This is a genomic window from Brumimicrobium mesophilum (genome assembly GCF_003025005.1).
GTDB lineage: Bacteria > Bacteroidota > Bacteroidia > Flavobacteriales_D > Crocinitomicaceae > Brumimicrobium > Brumimicrobium mesophilum.
On record NZ_PVSS01000007.1, the window covers coordinates 179,963 to 202,362 of the forward strand.

Consider the following 22,400-nt stretch of genomic DNA (forward strand, 5'->3'; position numbering starts at 1 on the left):
GATCTTCAAATGATGTTAATCCGATTTTCACTTTTCCTTCTGAATATGGGATGCATCAAATAGAATTAGTTGCAAAAACGAATGAAAACTGCACAGATACATTAATTAAAATCATTGAGGTTTTAGACAAAATAATTTTCTACATTCCCAATACATTCACACCCGACAACAACAATTATAATCAATCTTTTCAACCAGTTTTTACCTCAGGATTTGAGCCTCAAAATTATGAGTTAACGATTTACAACAGATGGGGAGAGTTGATTTTTCAGTCTTTTGATGCCAGCAAAGGTTGGGATGGAACTTACGGAATGAAAAGCGGAGAAACTGTAAAATCTGGAACTTACATTTGGAAAATTGTCTTTCAAGAAACTATGTCAAGTAAAATGCATGTGGAGCAAGGTCAGGTTACTTTGTTGAAGTAATTACTTAGTTGAAACAATCNATTGTTGAAGTAATATTGTTCTTTGCCCCATCATATTTTCTCTTATCTTTAAGCCAATCTATAATTAATTCAATGCTCAATTAAATGAAAAAATCAAGTTTAGTCATGTTTGCTCTAGCGGCACTAAGTTTAACTAATTGTGCCGATAAGGACGAAACAGAATCTCCAAAAAAGACGATGAAAGAAAATTTAGCAGATAATCCGTTAATTAAGCCAAGTACATTGCCTTATTTAGCCCCCGATTTTTCTAAGATTAAAAATAAGCATTTTGAACCCGCTATTTTTGAAGGAATTCGTATGAAAAGAGAGAATATCAACGCAATTATTAATCAATCAGAACATCCAACTTTTGACAATACGATTGTGGCACTGGAGAAAAGTGGACAACAATTAAGTAGAGCCACAAATGTATTTTATGCGTTGACAGGAGCGCACACAAATGATACTTTGCAGGATTTGAATGAATACCTAGCTCCAAAATTTTCAGAGTTAAATGATGAAATTTATTTGAATGAAGAATTATTCAAACGAATTAAAACTTTACATGATAAAAAAGAGGATTTATCTCTCGATGCCGAGTCAGCGAAGCTACTGGATGAGTACTATAAAGATTTTGTAATTGCAGGAGCGGAGTTGAAAGGTGAAGACAAAAAGAAATTGAAAGAAATAAATTCTAAACTGGCATCACTTTCTGCTGAATTTGGTAAAACACTTTTAGCTGCAACAAATGAAGGCGCTTTAATTATTGAGGATAAAGAAAAGTTAAAAGGAATAAGTGAATCTTCTTTGAAATCCATGAAAACAGAAGATGGAAAGTATAAAATTGCAATTCAAAATACGACACAACAACCGACGTTGGTTTCATTAGAGAACAGAGAAACACGTAAACAAGTTTTTGAAAACGCGTGGAAAAGAACGGATGGTTCAAAAAATGACACGAAAGATTTAGTGTTAGAAATTACAAGAAAACGTGCTGAAAAAGCGGCGTTGCTTGGATTTGATACTTATGCAGATTGGAGTTTACAGAAAACAATGATTCAGAATAAAGAAAATGTTCGTGAATTTTTTGATGGTTTGATTCCAGCAGCTATTGAAAAAGCCCAAAAAGAAGCTGACATGATTGAAGAAATGATGCACAGTAAAGGTCAAGAAGGGCAGCTAGAACCTTGGGACTGGAATTACTATGCTGAAATGGTACGAAAAGCGAAATATGATTTGAATGAAGAAGAAATCAAGCCCTATTTTGAATTGATGTCTGTTTTAGAAAATGGGGTTTTCTATTCGGCTGAAAAATTGTATGGTATTACATTCAAGAAACGAGAAGATATTCCAACATATCATGAAGATGTTTTGGTGTATGAATTATTTGAAGAAGACGGATCGGAATTAGGATTGTTTTACGCCGATTTCTATTCTAGAGAAAGTAAAAGAGGAGGAGCATGGATGAGCAATTTTGTTGGTCAATCAGAATTGTTTGGTACAAAACCAGTGATTTACAATGTTTGTAATTATCCAAAACCAGCAGAAGGAGAACCGACATTATTGAGTTTTGACAATGCGGTTACAATGTTCCATGAATTTGGACATGCACTTCATGGCTTCTTTGCCAACCAAAAATATCCAAGTTTATCAGGAACAAATGTAGCGAGAGATTTTGTAGAATTTCCTTCTCAATTCAATGAGAACTGGGCAACACATCCAGATATTTTGAAGAATTACGCAAAACATTATGAAACAGGAGAAGTAATTCCTGCAGCCTTGTTAGATAAAATTAAAGCAGCAGGAACATTTAACCAAGGATATGGAATTACAGAAAATTTGGCCGCTTCGAATTTAGATTACGTATGGCATACAATCTCAGCAGATTCTGCAATAAAAGATGCAAATCAATTTGAAAAAGACGCTTTGGCTAAATACGGATTAGATAAAGTTCATGCCGTAAAACCTAGATATCGTTCAACGTATTTCGCGCACGTATTTAGTGGAGGGTATGGAGCAGGATATTATTCTTATTTATGGACGGAAATGTTGCACCACGATGCTTATGTTTGGTTTGAAAATAATGGTGGATTAACCCGAGAAAATGGTCAGCGATTTAGAGATATGGTGCTTTCAGTTGGAAATACCCTTGAATATGAAGCTCTGTATAAAGACTGGAGTGGGAGAGAACCTTCAATTGAACCTATGATAAAAGCACGAGGACTTAAGTAATTATAAATTATGAATGGTGTTTCTTGTACTTCCTAACTTGAAAAGCCCTTTAAATTCTTTGGATGTTTGAACATTTAAAGAATTTAAAGGGCTTTGTTATTTCGGCTTGTTGAAGTTAGTTAAATCTAGCTTGTACTATTTTACATCAATAACGAATTCATTTCTTGGAATTCTAACTTTTTTCATTGGTTTAATCCAATCTCTTGTGTCATCCGCATATCCAACATACATAAGAGATACACTTTTTAAACCATGTTTTTCCAGTTCAAGAATTTCATCCACTAATTTATTGTTGAAACCTTCTGCCGGACAAGAATCAATTTTTAATTCTGCCGCTTCAGCTAATGAAAGACCTAAACCAATGTAAGATTGCCTTGAAGTATGAGCAAAGTTTTCTTCAGCCGGTTGATTTAAATAAAGTGCTTTAAGTTGATCTGTATAAGAATCAAACCTTCCTTTTGGTAAATCACGTTCTTCTGTTGTGTAGTCATAAACTTTGTCAATTCTTTCTGCTGTGTAATTATCCCAAGCGGCAAAAACCAAAACATTAGAACATTCCTTCATTGAATCTGGATTTAAAGCTCCAGCAACTAATTTCTCCTTAGTTTCCTGATTAGAGACATTAATTACTCTAAACTGTTGAAGTCCGGATGATGTTGGAGCAAGTCTGGCAGCTTCAATAATTTTCTCGATATTCTCTTGGCTAACTTTCTTTTCTGGGTTAAACGCTTTTACTGAGTGTCTCCAGTTAAGATTTTCTAATAATGACATTGTATTTTATTTTTTAATTGTTTGTTGTATTCAATTTAACTTCCATATTTCCTCTTGTCGCATTTGAGTAAGGACAAACCTGGTGCGCCTGTGCCGTTAAAGCTTCGGCTTCTTCGATGGTAACATCTGGAATATTCACATCTAATTCTGCAGCAAGTCCAAACCCTCCATTTTCAATTTGTCCGATACTTATTTTTGCAGTTACTGTTGTCGTTCCTGTTTTAATCTTACTTTTTTGAATAACAAGATTTAATGCGCTATCAAAACAAGCGGAATAACCTGCGGCAAATAACATTTCAGGATTTGCATAATCGTCGTTGGCTCCTCCAAGTGCTTTTGGATGTCTAACTTCTAAATCTAGGATTCCATTTTCACTTTTAACATGACCATTTCTTCCACCTGTGGCTTTTGCGCCTATTGTATAAATCGTTTTCATTTTGTTTTATTTATTTGTGTTACTATTTTTTCAACTAATGTTTTTAATTCGATTAAATCTTCTGTAGAAATATTTAGTGCCTCTGCAATTTTAGTGGGAATACACTCTGCTAATGCTTGTTTTTCCTTTCCTTCTTTGGTTAAAGTGATGGAAACAACTCTTTCATCACTTGCCTTTCTTTTTCTTTCGATGAGCTTTTTTAATTCTAATCGCTTGAGAAGAGGAGTTAGAGTTCCGCTGTCTAAATTTAACTGAGAACCTATTTCAGAAACATTTTGTTCACCTTTTTCCCATAAAACGAGCATTACGAGATATTGAGAATAAGTTAAGTCCAACTCTGCTAGAATAGGTCTGTATTGACCAATCACCTCTTTCGCTAAATTGTATATTGGAAAACATACTTGATTTTCTAGTTTTAAATTCTCAGACATCGTTTCTAAATTTAATTTCGGTACAAATGTAGCGAACAATTAAATTGCGCACAACTTAATTGTGTTATTTTGTGATTTATTTTGATTTGAATTTGTAGTTGAGTCCTAAGATTCTTATTATCAGATAGATGTTGGTTTGAATTTTATTCCATGAAAGAATCTTGTTGAACGAGAGGAGGTACTACTTATTGAACTGCCAGTTAAGTGCCCATGAAGTATTTAAATTAGACTCCTTAAAAATGAGCAGGATATATTCTTTGCGTTTTTTTGTGATTGTATTTATAGCTCTCTGTATAATTTTCGTTACTTTTAAATTTGAAGGAATTTACGTCAAATCACCTATTTTATTCAGTAAAAAGCAGCTCAAAACTACAATTATCTCAATTCAGATTCAGGATTTTTAAAAAAGTACAACTATGGAAAACATATCTAATGATTTAAGTTTTAAAAAGAAGGTATGGATAAAAGCGAGCATTTATGCGCTAGTTATCGTTTTAATTTTATTGATTAAATCAACCATTAGTATTTTCCTATTGATATTGGCTGGTGCTTTAGTAGCGATTTTCTTCAGGGGAATCAGTAACTTTCTACATCGAAAAACCAAATGGAAAGAATGGATTTGTTTAACTTTTTCATTTCTCAGCATAATCATTTTAGTGGCTGGATTGTCTTTGCTAATTGGAGCCAAAGTTCAAAGTCAGTCGCAGGAGTTAACCGAGACTTTACCTAAAACTTTTGAGAAAGCGAAGGAAACTTTAAGTCAAATCCCGTTTGGAGATAAAGTAATCGAAAAAGCATCTTCACCCGAGTCTATGAAAAAGATTCAAGAATTGGCTGAAACATTTTTCAAAAGTACTTTTGGAGTATTTGGAGATGTTTATATTGTTCTTTTCATTGGAATTTTCTTTTCGGTTTCACCGAAGATATATAAAAGTGGAATCATTCAATTAATTCCGAAAAGAGGTCAAGATGAAGGTGAAGAATTGCTGAACAAAATTGGTGATAATTTAAAAAAGTGGATACAAGGTAAGTTGTTTGCCATGTTGGTTGTTACCGTTTTAACAGCCATTGGTTTAGCAATAATTGGTGTTCCGATGTGGCTCGTTTTAGCGATTATAGCTGGTCTCTTAAGTTTTATTCCCAATTTTGGTCCAATCATGGCGTTGATTCCAGCAGTTTTGGTTGGCTTAATGGATAGTCCAACAACTGCCCTTATTATTGTTGGTTTGTACATATTAATCCAGGTGATAGAAAGTAATTTCATCACTCCACTGGTACAACAAAAACTAGTAAATATTCCACCTGCGCTAATTTTATTATCGCAAATATTAATTGGGTCTTTAGTTGGTGGATGGGGACTTTTATTGGCGACTCCAATTATGGTGATTGTCATTATTTTGGTACAAGATTTATACATCAAAAAGAGGGATGAAAAATCGGCTTAGTTGGTTTTAGTGGTTCTGCCCTGATTTTAATGGTTTATTGAAAATAGTACGCTTTATCAAAAATGAAAACCCAAGAGATTTGATTGAGAATTTTTGGTTGCGATGTAATGGCACGCGGTACTTGTTCCGTATTTCAATCGGGATGGTCACGGATTTTTTTAATTTAAAGTGCCTATGGTCTTCTTTACCCCCAAATTATTTATACGACGATTATCAGGCTTGCTTCGTAAATTGGAGGTTTAATTTTATAGGAGAACTAAAAACTCAAATGCCTCAATATGAAATCTAATACAACTAAATTTTAGGGATTCGGTCACTTTTTTGGACGCGCTTTATGTTTTTTTGAAGATGAAGCGCGCTATAAGTCGCTAATGATGGCGGAAGCTCCAGAGCTTGTGGCGGAGATCACCGACATTATCGACTTCTAGGAGTGGAGTCAATAAAAAATATCAGGCGCTAGACTTTTTTATCCTAACAGTTTCGGCACTAACGCTTCTTACTGTTTCGTGTTAGCTTCGCTGCTGCCTTCGGCGGTCAAAAACTTCGTTTTCTCTCTATTTGGGGCAACCGACCGAAGGAAGCTCATGAATACTTATAAAAATAGACATGAATGAATAATGCCAAAAAGAAAGACACCAATTAATTATGATAATTTTATTCAAAAAGTAGTTTGGCGAAAGTATCCGAAAAGCATTTAATTTAAAACCAATTTTAATTAACTCACGTATATATCATATGACGCATTTATTCATTCTTATTTTATTTACAATCTTATCCATACCTGCAATTTTTGCACAAAAAATAGATAATCTCTCATCATTTAACGATACCGGCTCGGATCATTACTTGCGTTTTCATTACGACAATGATTTATTTAATGGTTTAGATAAAGATTACACCCAAGGATTTATTCTTGAACTTGTAGCGCCAATTTTAAAGAAAAACCCGGTGAATTACCTTTTTTTCAACCCTAAAAGCGATGAGGTCCGTTATGGAATGGCTATTGAACACAACAGTTTCACACCCGATAGGTATTTTGTTCCAGAAATTCAGTTTGGCGACCGACCTTTTGCATCAACGCTTTCACTAAAAAGTTTTATGATTTCTGTTCTTTCTGCAAATGCAAGTCGATTCACTTCATCTTTCTCGCTAGGTATGATTGGGCCAGCAGCTTTAGGTGAAGAAATTCAGGCCGGAATTCACAAGGTGACAAATAGCGCAACACCAAGAGGTTGGGGAAATCAAATTCAAAATGATTTAGTTCTGAATTATGAAATAGCTTACGAAAAACGGTTGATGCGATTTCGAAATTTGTTTTCAATTCAAGCGGAAGCAAATGCTAAAATTGGATCAATTTACACAAATGCAACAATAGGGATGAATACATCTGTAGGAATTTTAAATAATGCATTTTCAGTTTTAAAAAGTAGCAGGAATTTTAACCTTTATTTGTTTTTTCAACCCTTAATTCATGTAATCGGATATGACGCCACATTACAAGGAGGTTTATTCAATGAAGATAGTCCTTACACGATTTCTTCAGGAGACATTGAAAGATTTACTGGACAATTGAACTATGGAGTTGTCTTGAAAACAAAATCGTTTTATTTAGAATATTCAGGTAGTGTTATTACTAAAGAGTTTAAAACTGGAACTTCAGCAAAATGGGGTGGAGTGACGCTTGGTTCGTTTTTATAAGGAGGATACTTTATTCTAAAAGATAAACTTTTGTATACCCTCAAACGCTGATAAATTCCATCACTCAGCTATGTTCAACTCATAAAAGTCTTCAATTTCTGATAATTTTATTAATTCTTCAATTTCAACCTTACTCCAAGTTTCCTCGAAAATTTCATCTCCACCTTCAGAATTTTGATTGATGTTTTCTTTGGTTAATCTCTTTTTGGTTAAGTAGTTAATACTTGTTTCTTTGTTGATTACGGGGCCGAAATTATTGCTTGCATCATAGCCTATGAGCTCAAAATCTTTGTTTTTAATTCTAAAGGTGTATTTCCAGAATCCATACCTACCGTGCGTAAAGTCAAAATACAATTTTTGGTTTATAATCGAGGTACTCAATTCTGGAGGAAAATAGACTCCACCATCTTCATTTTCGGAATAAAAGCAGTCGTAGTTTTCTAAAAACAATTCGAATTGCTGGTTCTTTTTGATTAGAATAACGATTCCTCTTCGGTTGCGGTCTACTTCTTCATCAAAACGATTGATTACAACTTTACTTGAATCTGTTCCTTTTACAATAAGAACACAATCATTAATTCCATCATTGTTTAAATCACCGTGAATTTCTTCGAAAACAATGTAACCGGTTTTTAGAAAGCTTTTAGGCAAAGTTTCTTGGGCATGAAATGGAATTATTCCAGAAATTCCAAGTAAAAGTGCAGTAATGTAAACTTTCATTTTGTTCAAGAGGTAAGTGCTATTGTTTATAAATTTAGAACGAAAATTTGATTCATTTTTAATGTTTTAGAAAAATCCCTTTCCTTCATAATTTCTATAACGAAAAGGGATTTCTGTAAATTACACTAATTTGAAAAATATATGTTCAATTAGTTTTTGAGGTTTTCATTGCTATCGCCTCCTTGGCTGTACAATTGATTTTCTTCATCTTTCGCCTTACTTGGATCGCGATTTTCCGTTGTTGTACGACCTGGAACATCTAAATCAGCACCTTCAAAATCGACTTCTTGTTCACGGTCTTTGAGTATTTGATCATCTCCACCGTCACTTCGTAAATTTTCGGTTTTTTTACCTAAACTTTCTAAGTCTTCCTTGTTTACATCTGAATCTAACTTTGTGTTTTTTGAATCTTTCATGTTGATATTTTTTAATTGTAGTTAATAATAATTTAGTCACGAATTAGGATAGATTTCACGTTTACGAATTCTTTAATTCCAAAACCACCCTGCTCTCTTCCATATCCTGAATTTTTCACTCCGCCAAATGGCATTGCTGGATCAGCTAAACCAAAAGAATTGATGAATACCATTCCGGTTTCAAAATGTGCTGTTGCCAATTCAATCGCTTTGTCTTCGTCTTTGGAGAAAATTCCTCCACCTAGCCCAAAACGACTGTCGTTAGCAATTTTCATCGCGTCTTCTGTATCTTTTGCTTTTATAAGAGAGGCAACTGGACCGAAAAGTTCATCATCATAAGCCGGTTGACCTTTGCTAACATTTCCTAAGACTGTTGCTGGATAGTAGAAACCTTCTCCATCTGGAATAGTTCCTCCGCAGAGAATCTCAGCACCTTTTTTCACGCTTTCTTGCACTTGTTCATGTAGCGTTTCTCTTAAATCCTCTCTTGCAATTGGTCCTAAATCGGTACTTTCTTCATTCGGATCGCCCATTTTAATGTCTTCCATTGCTTTTACAAAAGCAGCTTTGAATTTGTCATAAATTGCCTCGACAGCTATAAATCGTTTGGCTGCAATACAAGTTTCACCATTGTTGTAAATTCTTCCTTGAACACATTTTTTTACGGCCACTTCTAAATCTGCGTCTTCTAAAATTATATATGCATCATTACTTCCAAGTTCTAAAACTGTTTTTTTGACAAGCGCCCCTGCTTTTTCTCCAATATTTTTACCTGCATCAGTGCTTCCTGTTAAAGTGATTCCTTTCACCAAATCGTTTTCCAAAACTTGATCCGATTGGTCGTGATTCATGATTAAAACAGTAAATAAACCATCTGGCAAACCAGCATCACTGAAAATTTTCTCTAGCATTTTCCCAGAACCAGTAACATTACTTGCGTGTTTCAATAAAACCCCATTTCCAGCCATTAAACTTGCAATGGCATAGCGAACAACTTGATAAGTTGGATAATTCCATGGTTGAATTCCATACACAACGCCAATAGGAGCGTAGCTAACAACACCTTTTCCTCCAGTGGCAAGTTCTCTTTTTTCTGATTTTAATTGTTCAGGACCAATTTTGGCGGTGTATTCACAAATCCCAGAACATAATTCGACTTCTTGCTTACTTTGAGATAAAAGTTTTCCCATTTCATCGGTCATCAACTGAGAAAGTTCCTTTTTATTTTTCTGTAATTCCTTTCCGATAGATTTTATGATTTCAGCTCGCTTTTCAAGTGATACATGTTTCCAATCGCTGAAAGCATCATTACATTTTTTGATTTTACTTTCCACTTCACTATCTGACATATATTCATAGTGATTCAATTCTTTTCCACTTGTTGGATTAATTGTGGAAATGCGTTCTTTCGTATCTTTATTGTTTGCCATTTTATTTTTATATTTTTATTGTACCCCAATAAATTACATAAAAATATACTTGATAAAAAGTGATAAAGTACTGTGATAGTTAATTGTGGTTATTATTATAAAATTTTAGCAATTGAACAGCGATAAGACGCTAAAAAGGGTGTGAAAATAAGGGGATGTTTTTAAGGTTTTAGTTTGGATCCAAGTTTTAGTTTGTTTCTATTTTTCATAACTCATTTCTAATCCCAGCGGCTATAAACCACATTTATTTGATCATTCATATTTCTCATTACAAAGAAAAAACCTACTTCTTGCGTTTCAATATAACATATCTCAGAATATGAATTTGTTCCAACCATTCGTTTTTGGCTATAGTTACTAAAAGTGATTTCATCTGAGTTTTCTTCATCATCTAATGCTTTTATGGCTGATTTAACAATCAATTGAACGTAGGATTCACTCCAACCGTTATAGCAATTGGGATGTCTATCAAATTTATCTTCCAGGAATGTTACAGTTTGAGAATTTTGCATTTTTATGATGATTATTTTGATTTATTTTTGATGAATTTTTTTCAGTTCTAGGTTTGGATCAATAGCTTTTAATTCTTCTTCAATTTTTTCTTTGTCCTCAAGTGATAAATTCTTATTTCTTGAAACAACATCATAACCTTCGGGTGTAAACAGTGTTTTTTCAAAATAAATAATCATCCATTGCATTTTAGGATCGGTTTCAACAATTTTCCATTCACTTTTTAGGATTTTTAGAATTCCTTTTCCTCTCCAAATGAAATGGGTGTTCTCAGAGTTCTCGGCATAATCGTATCCCACAATAGATTTTGTTTTTCCATTCTTTTCGAAAATCACTTCATCATACAAAATAAATGAATCATCTTTTTTTTCAATGGTGTAATTGAGGCTAGGATTAACCTTGTCTCCTTTGAGCCACATCGGAAAATTAGACATATTGATATACCACTTCCCTTGAATTTCTTCGAAGGAAAGTTCAATTTCGCTCTTGTTTTGGGTAAATCCTATTTGATATAAAAGGAGAAATGTAATAAAAATTAATTTCTGCATGCTATCTTGTTCTTTTGGTTTTTTAAATCTTGTTTATCATTCGACTTTATATTTTCAACTTTGTTGCCCTGTAAGAAAAGTATTTGTCTATCATTGTTTGAAGTACTTTATCCATAGTATTACTTTTAAAAAATAGTGTTTGACTATAATGATAAAATTAAAATTATTTTCGGAGAGGTATATATGGGAATAAAGAAGAGTAACCACACAAGTCAAAGGATATAGTAACAAAATCAGGGTATAATTCAATTATTCGATTAAAATTTTCTGACGTTCTAAAAGTCCATCTTTTTCGATAATTAAAAAATAGATTCCTGGTTTTAAGTCTAGACTTAGGACGTTGTGGCCAGTTGATAAAGAGTATTCAGACATTACTACTTGACCTATATTATTCATTAGAGTTAAGGAACTATCATCTTCTGAACTTATGATATTTAACGTTTTGGAAGTGGGATTGGGATAAACTTTTACCTTTTTCTTAAAAGTGAAGTCTTCAGTACTTAAATTACTTGAGTTGTTTAAATGAATCGACAATTCGTTAGACCAAATTATATCTGGTAATCCATCATTATTTAAATCGTCAGTGGCAACTTCTACTGTAGACACAATTACTCCTTGGTGAATAAGAATTGGTGAACCAAAGTTTCCAGCGCCATCATTTTCATACCAAACAACAGTGCCCAATTGTGGCATAGTAGTATATAGATCAAAATCTCCATCATTATCAAAATCTGCAGATGTAATAGATTTACATTGCATAGCGTTAGAATCAATTGTTAAAGGAGATAAAAAATTACCATTGCCGTCATTTGAATACCAACGAATGTTATTTGCTGCGGACTTATCTGTTAATAGATCGAGGTCGCCATCACCATCAAAATCGTTTAAATGCGTTAAAAACACCAAGGTATTATTCTCTGGAATGTTGGCTGTACGTAAGGAATCATAACTTATCACACCATTCGTGTTTTTGTAGATTATCGTTTTTATACCTCCTATGACAATATCTTTGAATCCATCATTATCAATATCAGCAATTGAGAGTTCATAGTATTCGGTTAAAATTCCACTTGGAATTATGTTTTTTGTAAAACTTCCGGTTCCATCGTTATAATAAACGATTAACTCCAAATCTGTTATCAAAATGATGTCTTGATTACCATCGATATCAATATCGTCAGTTTTTACTTTGGCATTATAATTAAGATTTGAATCTATAATTATTCTTGAAGAAATGGTAGCTGTATTATTTAGATAAATAAATAGATCTCCACTTGCCTCAGTTGTGAATGAGACAATATCCTTCCATCCATTGCCATCAAAATCAGCAGAAGCCAAATCAGTAGGGTAATAAATATTTGAGTCAATCACCTGTTGATTTCCAAATATACCTGCTCCTTGATTTATATAATAGCTCACCTTGTTGTAAGGATTATACTTTTGAGAAACAACAATATCTGGCAAATTATCATTGTTGAGGTCAGGTGTAATTATCTCCGAAACTCCTCCTATATTGGCATCTACAATGTTTCTCGGTGCGAATTGACTAAAGCTTTCACTAGCCAAGAATGTGGCCAAGAATATTAAAATAGTTTTAAAATGTTTCATAATATTTTTTTAAATAGTGAATTATTTTTCCTGTCCTTTTCAGTTAATATGGTTAACTATAAGACGGTTATGATATTCATAAAGTTTTCTCCATGAAAAATTACTTTAGTTTTTTACAAGCTTTTTTAATATTTGACCCTTGGAGCTATGTATAATTAAAAAGTAAACACCAACTTCCAATTGACTGACATCGATTTGCTTTGTTTTATATTTTTCAAAAAGTAACTTTCCACGCAAATCATACACCGAAATTTTTTCAATTGGTGATTTAGATTCTATTGTTAATGCAGTACTCACTGGATTAGGAAATATACTTATCGTTGGATTTTCAACACGATTAATTGTATTTGATAATACGTTATTACAATAGTTTTGTTGATTAAAAGTTAACGCGTTTTTAAGGACAGTTACATCAGAAAAGGAAATTCCCGTAACAGGATTTAGTTGAAACGCATCTGGTGTTGAAATAGATTGTATCATATCTTCAATAGTGTGATTATAAGTAACATCACAATCTAATCTACTTGTGAGAAACAGTTTGTTAAAAACAAAATTTTGTGTATTAAAAGTTCCAGAATTTAGAAAACCACCGTAACTAAATCTGTCGTTTGTAGGGTGTGTCATTTTATTGCTAAGAGAAGTGCTTTTATGGTTTGAAATATAATTTCCATTTCCATCCAATTTGATAAATAAAGAGCCATTACTACCGCCTTCACTATCGGCACAAATAATGATGTCTCCGTTAGAGTTTTCAGAAATAAAATGAAACCCAACAATATCAAATTCAAACCCTGCAATCGGTTCAAATGTTTCTATATATTTTGTCCAAATAATTGCCCCTAATGCATCTAACCTTGTTACGGTCATGTGTCCTGGAAATGCCACTTGCGCCGTTGCTAATAAATAATCACCATTGGCCGCTTTATTAATAGTTATGCCAATTATGTGATCGTATTTTCTTTGCCAATTTATGGTTTGTAAATCATTATCAATGTTAATCAGGTTTCCATCAAATAAAAGTAAATCAAAAGAATTGGTGTTGACTAAAACATCTTTCACGTTTGCCGTGCTAAGGTTGTGCTCATGAAAATCGGAGAAATTACCAAGTAAATCTACTTTAAAAAGTAGTTGATGTATGGCACCATCATTATTTCTTGCGTTAACTAAAATACTACTGTCAGATAACTGCTTTAAAAAGAAAATTCCAGATGCATTTGAGATGTTCATTTGCTTAACCCAATTGATATTTCCACTAGAATCTAGAGACATGAAATAAGGGGATGAGAGGGGCGAAGTGTTGGGTTTATAAGTTCCAGCTACTATAACATCTCCGTTAGGTAAAGCTAATGCTTGTTGAGTGTTTAAGGAAATGCTGTTATCACTAGTTTCATAAGAATTTGAAAATTGAATGTTACCATTATTACCGATTGAAAGAGCGGAAATAGTTTGTCTAAAATTATTGGAAGGATCCACTTCAGTTAATATAAACCAATGTTTATTTGTATTGCTCAAAACAGCATAGTTATTTTTATGAAGTGTAGTGTTATTAGTAAACTCTGTACTAAACTCTTGTGCATTAGTTTTGCTGTAAATAACTACAATAATTAGGAAGCATATCCAATATTTCATATTACTCTTATAAATTAAAACTAAGCTCAAGCGATGTTCAAAAGTTGCCTTTAATTTTATAAATCTAAGAATATTTCCAATAACTTAAGGTTTGAAATTGAAATACTTAGGGCGGTTGAAATAAACTCGTGTTGTCAAGATAAAATTATTTTGAGGAGAGGTTTAACCTAAAGTAAAGAAGAATAGATAGAGCATATTGTTCCATTATAGAATTGATCTTAGGTAGCCAGCAAGAGGTTGTAAAAAGGAAAATTAGCGAAGGGATGTCACAATCGAAGAACGTAACTGGCACGCTGAACACTTCTAGTTATAGTAAAGTGTTTTCTACTTTTTCCTTAAATTCTACTGGTTTGTCAATATGTAATCCAAGTACATTAAATTTCTTTTTCATGCCATAAAGACCAACTAATTCATTTTCCCTTTTTAAGTGAATTATAACATTATGACTTTCAAGTTCCCCAAGAGGAGAAAGTGTTTTGGTAAATTCTTGTTTTTCTAGCGACTTACTTGAGAGTTCAATTTTTTGAATATCCGAAAATGGAATTTCCACTTCATTTAAAATACCATATTTTAATGTTAAACTGTCTTTGTTAATTGAAATAGGTCTTTTAGAAAGTGATTTTGCAAACCCAAAAACCTGAATGGCAGTGTAAACACTTAATATTGTTAAGATCCAAGCAGCAACAATGCTCCATCGTGCAAGTAAGAAATGAAGTGCAACTGTTTCAATTCCAATTATCATTATGAATACTCCAAATAAGGCAGGTGCTCCACTATCCTTATGATAAGTAAATTCATTTTCATTAATTTCTCTTTTTTTCCAATTTATGAAGCCATAGTAGAAAACAGCAACTTCTGTAGCAAATGGCAAAACAAGTTTTTTTGGCAGGATTTCATAACAGGTACTTTTAAGTGCGCTATAGAAGTCCGGCGTTGAACCTTTTAATTTTTTATATTCTTTAATTGCTCTACGGACTTTAGTTATCACGAAAATCAGTATTGAGATTTCAATTATTGGTAAAGCCCAAGTTTTGAAAATTGATAAATAAATTTGGCTTTCTTGCGGTAAAAAATACGTACCAACTAAAAGTCCAACTATCATTACAGGAATAACCGTTGTATTCGGTATGGCAGATTTTCGTATTAGCAGAAAGTATACAAGTGGTATTATCAAAAGCAAGTCGACGGTTATTGCCAAGTTCAAACTATCATTTCCATTTAGAAATGAAGATTTCATTAACAAAATTAGAGATCCTAAAAGTACAAGAGGAATTCCAAAATTGATAAGATTCCGATTTATATGCATTGTTCCTTTCATATCGTTTGTATTCATGCCTTATAGCGGCAAACGAATTTCATAATTCGCCCTTCACCTCATAAATCTAAGAATTATTACTTTAACAAAGGCTTCGATTTGAAATCCTTACAATGATTTTTGGAAATTCTGTGGTTATCTGAGGTAAATTCATTTACGGAGTAGAGATGTTTGCACGGTTTCCCGTTACAGATTTTAAATCCAATTAATTTTGTAAATTACCTGGTTGACGTTCTTGGCTTGGAGAAAAATAATGAGTAAATAAAGCGTTCAATATGAGGGTGGGTTGTCTTATACGTGGTGGATAATTTACGATTAACATGTAGTATAACAAGCGCCGCAACCCGCAGTGTGCTATGATTTGTTATGCCGTGTTAGCTGCTGCCTTTATTCATTTTTCAATTGTGTTAGGTCTGTCAATTTCTCTCCGTTATATTTCCATAGATTGCCTTTTCTGCCGCCAAACCAAATATTTCCTTTTTTGTCTTCTATGATTGTTCTTATTGAAATTCCTGATAACTCTTCAAACGGTGTGAATTCTCCATTTTCATAATAGCAAATAGCTGCTCTATCGCTACCAAGCCAAATTTTTCCGTTAGAGCTTTGCAAAATAACAGCAATATTGTTGCTGCATAATCCCTTTTCTTCGTTGAAGTTTGTAAAAGTGTTTCCGTCAAATTTGTCCAATCCACCATTTCGATTTCCGTTTGTCCCTATCCAAATATTGCCTTTTATGTCTTGATAGAGGTAGCGAACCATATTATCACTTAATCCATTAGTATTTTTGAAATCCTGAAATGTTTCTCCATCAAAACGAGTTATTCCGCCATTACTCATTGAAGCAAACCAAATATTACCGTTCTTGTCCTCTATGATACTTTGTATGACGTTGTGATGAAGACTGTCTTCATATTTTCTGCCTTTGTCAGCTAAAATATTATCAAATGTGGTTCCGTCATATTTATAAGCCCCGCCACCCGAAGTTCCAATCCAAAATGTCCCTTTTTTATCTTGGATAATCGAATTAGCTTGGTTAGGGTTTACAGTTGGGTAGATGTTTTTGTACCATTCGCTGCTTGTGTCAATATATGGAAGTGGAATTTGAGTAAATGTTTTACCATCATAATTGCACAAACCTTTATTGGTTGCTAACCAAATTATTCCTTTGTCATCTTCAATAATATCCCATATTTGGTTAGTACAAAGTGTATTTTTTTCATTAAAGTTTGAAAATTTCTCTCCGTCATATTTATAAAGACCTTCGGTTGATGTTCCAAACCATAAGTTTCCATTATTATCTAATAGACTACTAGTAACAATGTCAGCATCAGTATAAAATTTGGGTTCTTTTATTTCAATACTTTTACTTTTCTGTCCGTTGCAGAAGGAAAATAGAAGTAGAATTAATAATGTTGACAAAGGAATTTTCATTTTTATGTTCTTTAGGTTGCACCCAACGGGAGTCCGCGCACCAACCCCACTTTTACTCAAAAATAACTCATATCAAACAAATAGACTTCATTTGAGGAAGTTTTATTTCTTGATTTCAATAGAAACAGAAATGGTTTTCTTTTATAAAAAGTGCTCAGAGTATCGTTAACTGTACCTGTGTCGTTGTTCACAAAAAGATTGTTTTTCGATCAGACCTTATAATTTAAATTCCTATTTGCTCATAACGTTAAGTATATGGCAAGTAGGGCAGTAGAAAGCAATAAACTTTCAAGTTCGCACTGAGCCAAATTTACAATTTTACTTTTATATTTTCACAAAATTTAAAATTGTAAATTTGGTGAACTCTGTAGAATTCACAGACCTTTACTTTAAGCACTAAAACCCTTATTATTTTTATACATTGTTACCTGCCGTTTCTTATCTTTTCAACATTCTTGTTCATTCTGTGCCTAACTATTTTTCGATAAATAAACCTTTTAAATGCTCCTAATTTTTGTTGGTGTTTCGCATAGAATTCGTCTGGTGTATCAAAAAGTCCAAAATCTTGATTTATTCCTTTGTCTTGAATAAAGGTATTATTTAAATTCCATTCAATTGGTGGGTTTTCAAAATTATCTGTGTATGCACCATAACCACAAAATGTAGTTTTACAATCTTTATTTTCCTCTTGTAATTTGCTTAAATATTCTATGTCTAATATAACTCCTTCAAGAAAATACCAAGTTTCATTAATATAAACTTCTACCCAACTATGTAAAATGTTTTTTGGCGATAATTTATACCAAATTCCGCTAATTGCTCCTTTTTGTAATGCTTTATCTATGGTAAAACCGTGTATTCTATTTGGAATTCCAGTTGCTCGTAAAAGAGCCATAAGCAATGTTGCTTTTGTATTACATTGCCCATAACCATCTTCTAAAACCTGTGTTGCAGTTATATTGTCAGAAATATTATAGCCAAATTCAATATCATCTCTAACAAAGTTGTAAATTGATTTTACTCTTTTAATAGTGTCTAATTCCATCCATTTTTTCTTTTTAATTAAAGATTGAATAGATGGGTTTGAATAGTTTAAAATTTTAGTTTCTTTTAAATAATTGTTCATTGTTTTTAAGTTTGTTTGTGAAAATGCGTTTAACTGTGTTAATAGAATAATAAATAATATCGTTCTCATTTTGTTTCTATTGAAATACAAAGTTGAGAAGTTAAACAGACTTAAAATTGTATGAACTGGCTATGTTTTTGTTATCAAAAATTTTGGTGTAACTCCAAATGTTTCTTTAAAAGTTCTTGTATAATGTGAATTGTCTGCAAACCCAAAAGTATATGCTGTTTCAGTAATAGAATTTTTGACTAAAAACGGAAGTGATTTTATTAACTTATTCCATAATTGGTATCTTCTAAAAGTTAGATTTGTTTTTTCTTTGAATAAATGCAAAAAACGTGTTGGTGATAAAAAGCATTTTTCTGCAACTTCTTCAAGACTTAATATTTTTTCAAAATTAGCGTCCATATATTTTATTGCATTTATAATTCTTTTTTCGTCCAAATGGTTTTCGGTTTCACAAGTGCATTGATATTCTGATAAAACTTGACTTATTAATTCACATAATTTTTCAAAATCAATTTCTGAAGTTTCAAACTTATTTAAAGGTTCGATTAATTTCTCTGACAAGTTTTCATTAAGTAATTTAAAGTTCGACTTTCCAAATTGTAAATGAAGTTGGTGTCCAATAGAACTTAATGGATTTATAAGAACAGTCAGTTGATTTGATTCGCTAATTAATTTATGTTCAACTTTAGAATTTATAAAAAACGATTTTCCTAATATCTCATTTTCACCTTTTATAGTCAGTTTCATATTAGATTTTACTGAAACACTAATTTGTATAGCATAGTGTTTATGATAAAGATTCTCTTTTAGTTTGCCAATAAATAATCCAAAATTTTTATCGAAGTGAAACATATTGTCTTTTTATGCAGCGTTTTTTTCAAATGGCAGGTAACGTTTGAGCCTTTGCGGCGGCCTGCTTTGTAAATGTTTTATCGAAGATACAAACATTTGATTTACATAAATGTAAAAATTGAAGGTTTTTATAGGTTGGTCGACAAAGGCTGTGTTAGGCTTAGCTTCTTACCATATTGATTATTAATTTAACCATTATTTCTCTTTGTTCAGGAAGACTTTGCGCAACTGCTAAAGCGAGTGCTGGCAAAGTGATTTCATTTATCTTTCTTTCTCCTTTGGAGTTTAAGTGAAAGTCATTTTGTTCTAAGAACCAAACAAATAAGAATGATCCGATTCGCTTGTTTCCATCATTGAACGCATGACCTTTAACCACAGAGTATAGTAATTGAGCAGCTTGTTCTTCAATCGTTGGATAAGCTAACTGTCCAAATACCGTCTGTGAAATACTACCGAGTACGCCTTCAAATGACTTGTCTTTTTCATTACCAAATATTTCTGACGCCTCTCCTTTTTTAATTAGGATTTGTTTTAGTTCTTCAATTGCTTCTTTGACGTCTACATAATTGATAACGTAAATAATCTCGTTATTTAGTCCATCTGTTGACAGACTTCCAGAGTCATATTTACTTAATAACTCGAATGATTTTGAATAATCCGAAATGATATTTAAGAACCCTTCTGTTAATATTTTTTGTTCTTGAATTGCTTTATGATGTAATTCCTTTAGAGACCATTCTAGCTCCTTAATCTTTGATTCATTAGACGTTAATAATTCTGAATTAATTGAATAACCTTTTATTAAGTACTCTTTTAATTTGCGGGTGGCCCACTTTCTAAATTCAGTAGCTAAAGGAGATTTGACTCTATATCCAACTGATATTATTACATCGAGATTGTAGTGTAGAACCTCTCTTTCTATTTCTCTACCTCCTTCAATTCGAACTAGTGCAATTTTTGCACTAGTTGAAACTTCATCAAGTTCACCTTCTTTAAAACTGTTTTTTATATGTCTATTAATAACCGTTCTATCTCTACCAAATATTTCTGCGATTTGGAGTTCAGTTGCCCAAACAGTATCATGGTCTCCATCTAGAATTACCTGAAATTCAGCAAATCCACTTTCAGGCTTAAAAGTAATTAATTCATTATTCTTTATTTTTGGAAAACTCATGATTTAAAATTCGGATTTTAATATTAAGCCAAAGGATGGGTAATTTGCATTCCAATCGCTAAAACGAATATACGAAAAGACTAGAAATCCAAGTAGCGTTAGATAAAAATCATTCAGATACCTTAATAAGAACACCAATTTCTGCTTTATCGTCATTTTCTGGATAGACAGCTAAATATTCTGAACCTCTCAAAAAGCTATTCTCTTTTTGAGAAGCTTCTAATGCTTCTATGAGTGTAATTCTATCTGCTTCAATTCCATTTGAAATTAAAAAGTTTCTTAAAAGTTTAATGCGCTCTTGAATTTTATCCAATGAAAGAGAATCATTTTGAATCCCAATTAGCTCAATAAGTCCTTTTCTATCTGATACAAATTGTAAAATTGATTTTTTATCAGAACAATAAGTATCTGAAATTACTAATGAATCTTTTAAAAAGAATACATGTTTGACATCGCCAGAATAGCAACATCTTTTAAAGTCAAAATTTACAATTAAATCTCCAATTTTTGAAATAGAGTCTTTCGTGAAAGTACGAAATTGAATTATTTCATTGTCTTTTTGTAAAAGTATTCTATAAGTCTCACTAGAAAGTAAAATAGGTTCCTCTAGTGTTAAACCCATTTCAAAAGTGCGAAATTCATCAAAGGGAATTAATGTTGTACCATCAACTTCGAGAAATACATATTCCGGACCACACCACATGTTCACATCAGTACCTGTGCCTAATGCAATTACTTGATTCAATTTAACGCTATCATTGGACTGTGCTATTGAAACGAAATGGATTAGAAGACAAGTAAATAGTATCGAGTATGTTTTCATGCTATATGTCATTAAGCCTAACGTTTTGCCCGCTGGCTTCGGCAATTTCACACCAATCTTGCCACGAAGCATTTACCTTGCTAATTTACAAAAAATTTCTACGAAGTAATTAAATTGTTGAAGCTAGCGGGCTGTTATAGACTTGGCTATCCCTTAAGCTCGAATTTTTCTAACATATCGCTAAGCCGTTGAGCTTCACTTGTTGTTATCATACCATTTTGTTGGGCGACAACAAACATATCTACAACATATTCAAATTCAGTGCGTCCTTTTATTTTACCCCTTTCAAGTATTTTCTTTAATCTGTTTTCACGCTGATAGTCTAGACCCATTTCATTAATCTTTCTCCAGAAAAATTCAACGGTGGGTCCTGATCCTTCTTGAAAATAAGTAAACAGATCATTGATTATATATTTTAATGCCGCTAATTTTCTAAACTTGTTTTCAGGGTTTAAGCACGATTCTTTCCACCCAATGTATGTATTGATCAGGTGGTCTTGATGCTGAGGTGTAAAATTTGAAGGACACTCATTTTGAAAAGCTTCAATTGCAATATCTATCGCCTTGGCTAATTTATTTGCTTCCTCTTCATATGTTCGAGCTCTGGTCATGGTTGTCTATAACGTTTTACAGCTACAAAATCGCTGCTATCTATAAAGTTAAGTAATAAATTGAAAGGGGAGCGAGTGTGCTTGGATGATTTATCATTCGAAGTGCAATCATTGCAGTGTTTGATAGGCTATGTTGAACTCAACCTTCGGTAGCTAAAGTACAAAACTCTTCGTACACATCAATAACATAAAACTTATTGATATGGAAAAGAAAAAGTATGCTTGGTTAAACTCCAAGCCCAATAGTGCGAAAACGCTGATTGAGAGAGCAAAAAACGAAGTGCCATTTTTCAGAGAACACTATTCCAAGTTTGAAGAACAAATGACCATTGGAGGGTATTCTCAAAGCACCTTGTTTAATTATTCGAGAGCAGTTGCCAAGGTGAGTTTACATTTTAAAAAGTCCTTATTGGATTTAGATCCAGACGAAGTAAATCAGTGGTTGTTTTTATTAGCTAAGGAAAAAACAGCGAGTTCAACGTATTTTAAACAACTAGTAGTCTGCTCTTTAAAATCTGTAAAGCATACGGACAGCTATTTCTATGCTTTAAATGAATGCTTTTGTCAAAATCAATACTTAAAACCGCATTATCTCAGCAAATTAGAAGATAAAAAGTGTTCTTGTTTGACAAAACAGCATATTTACAAAAATAGAAAGTCCAATTTTTAGAAATACAATCACAAGTTTTCTTATTGAATCCCCATAGTTTTTTTAGGCTTCGAACCCGCCACCTAAGGCAGAGTTCAACACCAAGCACAAT

At 32.7% G+C, this 22,400-nt stretch carries 22 protein-coding genes; 5 read left to right on the plus strand and 17 right to left on the minus strand.

Annotated features, from left to right (window positions below; translation table 11 throughout):
- Positions 1-50: 50 nt before the first annotated feature.
- Positions 51-425, plus strand: coding sequence for a T9SS type B sorting domain-containing protein (locus C6368_RS09285; protein WP_107038917.1), 375 nt, complete (start codon positions 51-53; stop codon positions 423-425).
- A 104-nt stretch (positions 426-529) separates the two neighbouring features.
- Positions 530-2,656 (plus strand): M3 family metallopeptidase, encoded by a 2,127-nt coding sequence (locus C6368_RS09290; RefSeq protein ID WP_107038918.1) that lies wholly within the window; start codon positions 530-532, stop codon positions 2,654-2,656.
- A 135-nt stretch (positions 2,657-2,791) separates the two neighbouring features.
- On the opposite strand, the gene C6368_RS09295 is transcribed toward C6368_RS09290, so the two are convergent.
- The 3 genes from C6368_RS09295 to C6368_RS09305 are packed head-to-tail and all read right to left on the minus strand — an operon-like array spanning position 2,792 to position 4,294.
- The gene (locus tag C6368_RS09295; protein ID WP_107038919.1) at positions 2,792-3,427 is read right to left on the minus strand and encodes a nitroreductase family protein; all 636 of its coding nucleotides are present in this window, start codon (positions 3,425-3,427) and stop codon (positions 2,792-2,794) included.
- A 13-nt stretch (positions 3,428-3,440) separates the two neighbouring features.
- Complete coding sequence (locus C6368_RS09300) at positions 3,441-3,863, minus strand: organic hydroperoxide resistance protein (protein ID WP_107038920.1); 423 nt, start codon at positions 3,861-3,863, stop codon at positions 3,441-3,443.
- Positions 3,860-4,294, minus strand: a complete 435-nt coding sequence (locus C6368_RS09305; protein ID WP_107038921.1) for a MarR family winged helix-turn-helix transcriptional regulator — start codon at positions 4,292-4,294, stop codon at positions 3,860-3,862. Before C6368_RS09305 ends, C6368_RS09300 begins: the two co-directional genes overlap by 4 nt.
- A gap of 416 nt (positions 4,295-4,710) precedes the next feature.
- Here C6368_RS09305 and C6368_RS09310 point away from each other — a divergent pair, with 416 nt between their 5' ends.
- Positions 4,711-5,739, plus strand: coding sequence for an AI-2E family transporter (locus C6368_RS09310; protein WP_107038922.1), 1,029 nt, complete (start codon positions 4,711-4,713; stop codon positions 5,737-5,739).
- A 735-nt stretch (positions 5,740-6,474) separates the two neighbouring features.
- Positions 6,475-7,437: a lipid A deacylase LpxR family protein gene (locus C6368_RS09315; protein ID WP_107038923.1), complete on the plus strand. Its 963-nt coding sequence runs from the start codon at positions 6,475-6,477 to the stop codon at positions 7,435-7,437.
- A gap of 60 nt (positions 7,438-7,497) precedes the next feature.
- Here C6368_RS09315 and C6368_RS09320 read toward each other — a convergent pair whose 3' ends face one another.
- The 14 genes from C6368_RS09320 to C6368_RS09385 form a co-directional block, all read right to left on the minus strand.
- A complete protein-coding gene (locus C6368_RS09320; protein ID WP_107038924.1) occupies positions 7,498-8,157 on the minus strand; it encodes a hypothetical protein in 660 nt (219 codons plus the stop codon).
- A 149-nt stretch (positions 8,158-8,306) separates the two neighbouring features.
- Positions 8,307-8,573, minus strand: a complete 267-nt coding sequence (locus tag C6368_RS09325) for a hypothetical protein (protein ID WP_107038925.1) — start codon at positions 8,571-8,573, stop codon at positions 8,307-8,309.
- Between the two features lie 32 nt (positions 8,574-8,605).
- Positions 8,606-10,003 (minus strand): NAD-dependent succinate-semialdehyde dehydrogenase, encoded by a 1,398-nt coding sequence (locus tag C6368_RS09330; protein WP_107038926.1) that lies wholly within the window; start codon positions 10,001-10,003, stop codon positions 8,606-8,608.
- 218 nt (positions 10,004-10,221) lie between these two features.
- Entirely contained in the window at positions 10,222-10,515 is a 294-nt protein-coding gene (locus tag C6368_RS09335; protein ID WP_107038927.1) for a hypothetical protein, read from the minus strand.
- A gap of 21 nt (positions 10,516-10,536) precedes the next feature.
- Complete coding sequence (locus tag C6368_RS09340; protein WP_107038928.1) at positions 10,537-11,061, minus strand: lipocalin family protein; 525 nt, start codon at positions 11,059-11,061, stop codon at positions 10,537-10,539.
- Positions 11,062-11,310: 249 nt separating this feature from the next.
- Positions 11,311-12,669 (minus strand): T9SS type A sorting domain-containing protein, encoded by a 1,359-nt coding sequence (locus C6368_RS09345; protein WP_107038929.1) that lies wholly within the window; start codon positions 12,667-12,669, stop codon positions 11,311-11,313.
- A 105-nt stretch (positions 12,670-12,774) separates the two neighbouring features.
- Positions 12,775-14,298 carry a T9SS type A sorting domain-containing protein gene (locus C6368_RS09350; protein WP_107038930.1) on the minus strand — a complete coding sequence of 508 codons (1,524 nt, stop codon included), beginning with the start codon at positions 14,296-14,298 and terminating at the stop codon, positions 12,775-12,777.
- A 307-nt stretch (positions 14,299-14,605) separates the two neighbouring features.
- Entirely contained in the window at positions 14,606-15,631 is a 1,026-nt protein-coding gene (locus C6368_RS09355; protein ID WP_234369118.1) for a hypothetical protein, read from the minus strand.
- Between the two features lie 369 nt (positions 15,632-16,000).
- Positions 16,001-17,044 (minus strand): ligand-binding sensor domain-containing protein, encoded by a 1,044-nt coding sequence (locus C6368_RS09360; RefSeq protein ID WP_107038931.1) that lies wholly within the window; start codon positions 17,042-17,044, stop codon positions 16,001-16,003.
- 424 nt (positions 17,045-17,468) lie between these two features.
- Positions 17,469-18,239, minus strand: coding sequence for a transglutaminase-like domain-containing protein (locus tag C6368_RS09365; RefSeq protein ID WP_234369119.1), 771 nt, complete (start codon positions 18,237-18,239; stop codon positions 17,469-17,471).
- A gap of 60 nt (positions 18,240-18,299) precedes the next feature.
- Positions 18,300-18,926 carry a helix-turn-helix domain-containing protein gene (locus tag C6368_RS09370; RefSeq protein ID WP_159038528.1) on the minus strand — a complete coding sequence of 209 codons (627 nt, stop codon included), beginning with the start codon at positions 18,924-18,926 and terminating at the stop codon, positions 18,300-18,302.
- 265 nt (positions 18,927-19,191) lie between these two features.
- A complete protein-coding gene (gene rhuM / locus C6368_RS09375; RefSeq protein ID WP_234369120.1) occupies positions 19,192-20,205 on the minus strand; it encodes a virulence protein RhuM/Fic/DOC family protein in 1,014 nt (337 codons plus the stop codon).
- Positions 20,206-20,314: 109 nt separating this feature from the next.
- Complete coding sequence (locus tag C6368_RS09380) at positions 20,315-21,100, minus strand: hypothetical protein (protein WP_107038933.1); 786 nt, start codon at positions 21,098-21,100, stop codon at positions 20,315-20,317.
- Between the two features lie 74 nt (positions 21,101-21,174).
- Positions 21,175-21,639 (minus strand): hypothetical protein, encoded by a 465-nt coding sequence (locus C6368_RS09385; RefSeq protein WP_107038934.1) that lies wholly within the window; start codon positions 21,637-21,639, stop codon positions 21,175-21,177.
- 202 nt (positions 21,640-21,841) lie between these two features.
- Here C6368_RS09385 and C6368_RS09390 point away from each other — a divergent pair, with 202 nt between their 5' ends.
- The gene (locus C6368_RS09390; RefSeq protein ID WP_107038935.1) at positions 21,842-22,309 is read left to right on the plus strand and encodes a phage integrase N-terminal SAM-like domain-containing protein; all 468 of its coding nucleotides are present in this window, start codon (positions 21,842-21,844) and stop codon (positions 22,307-22,309) included.
- Positions 22,310-22,400: the final 91 nt, after the last annotated feature.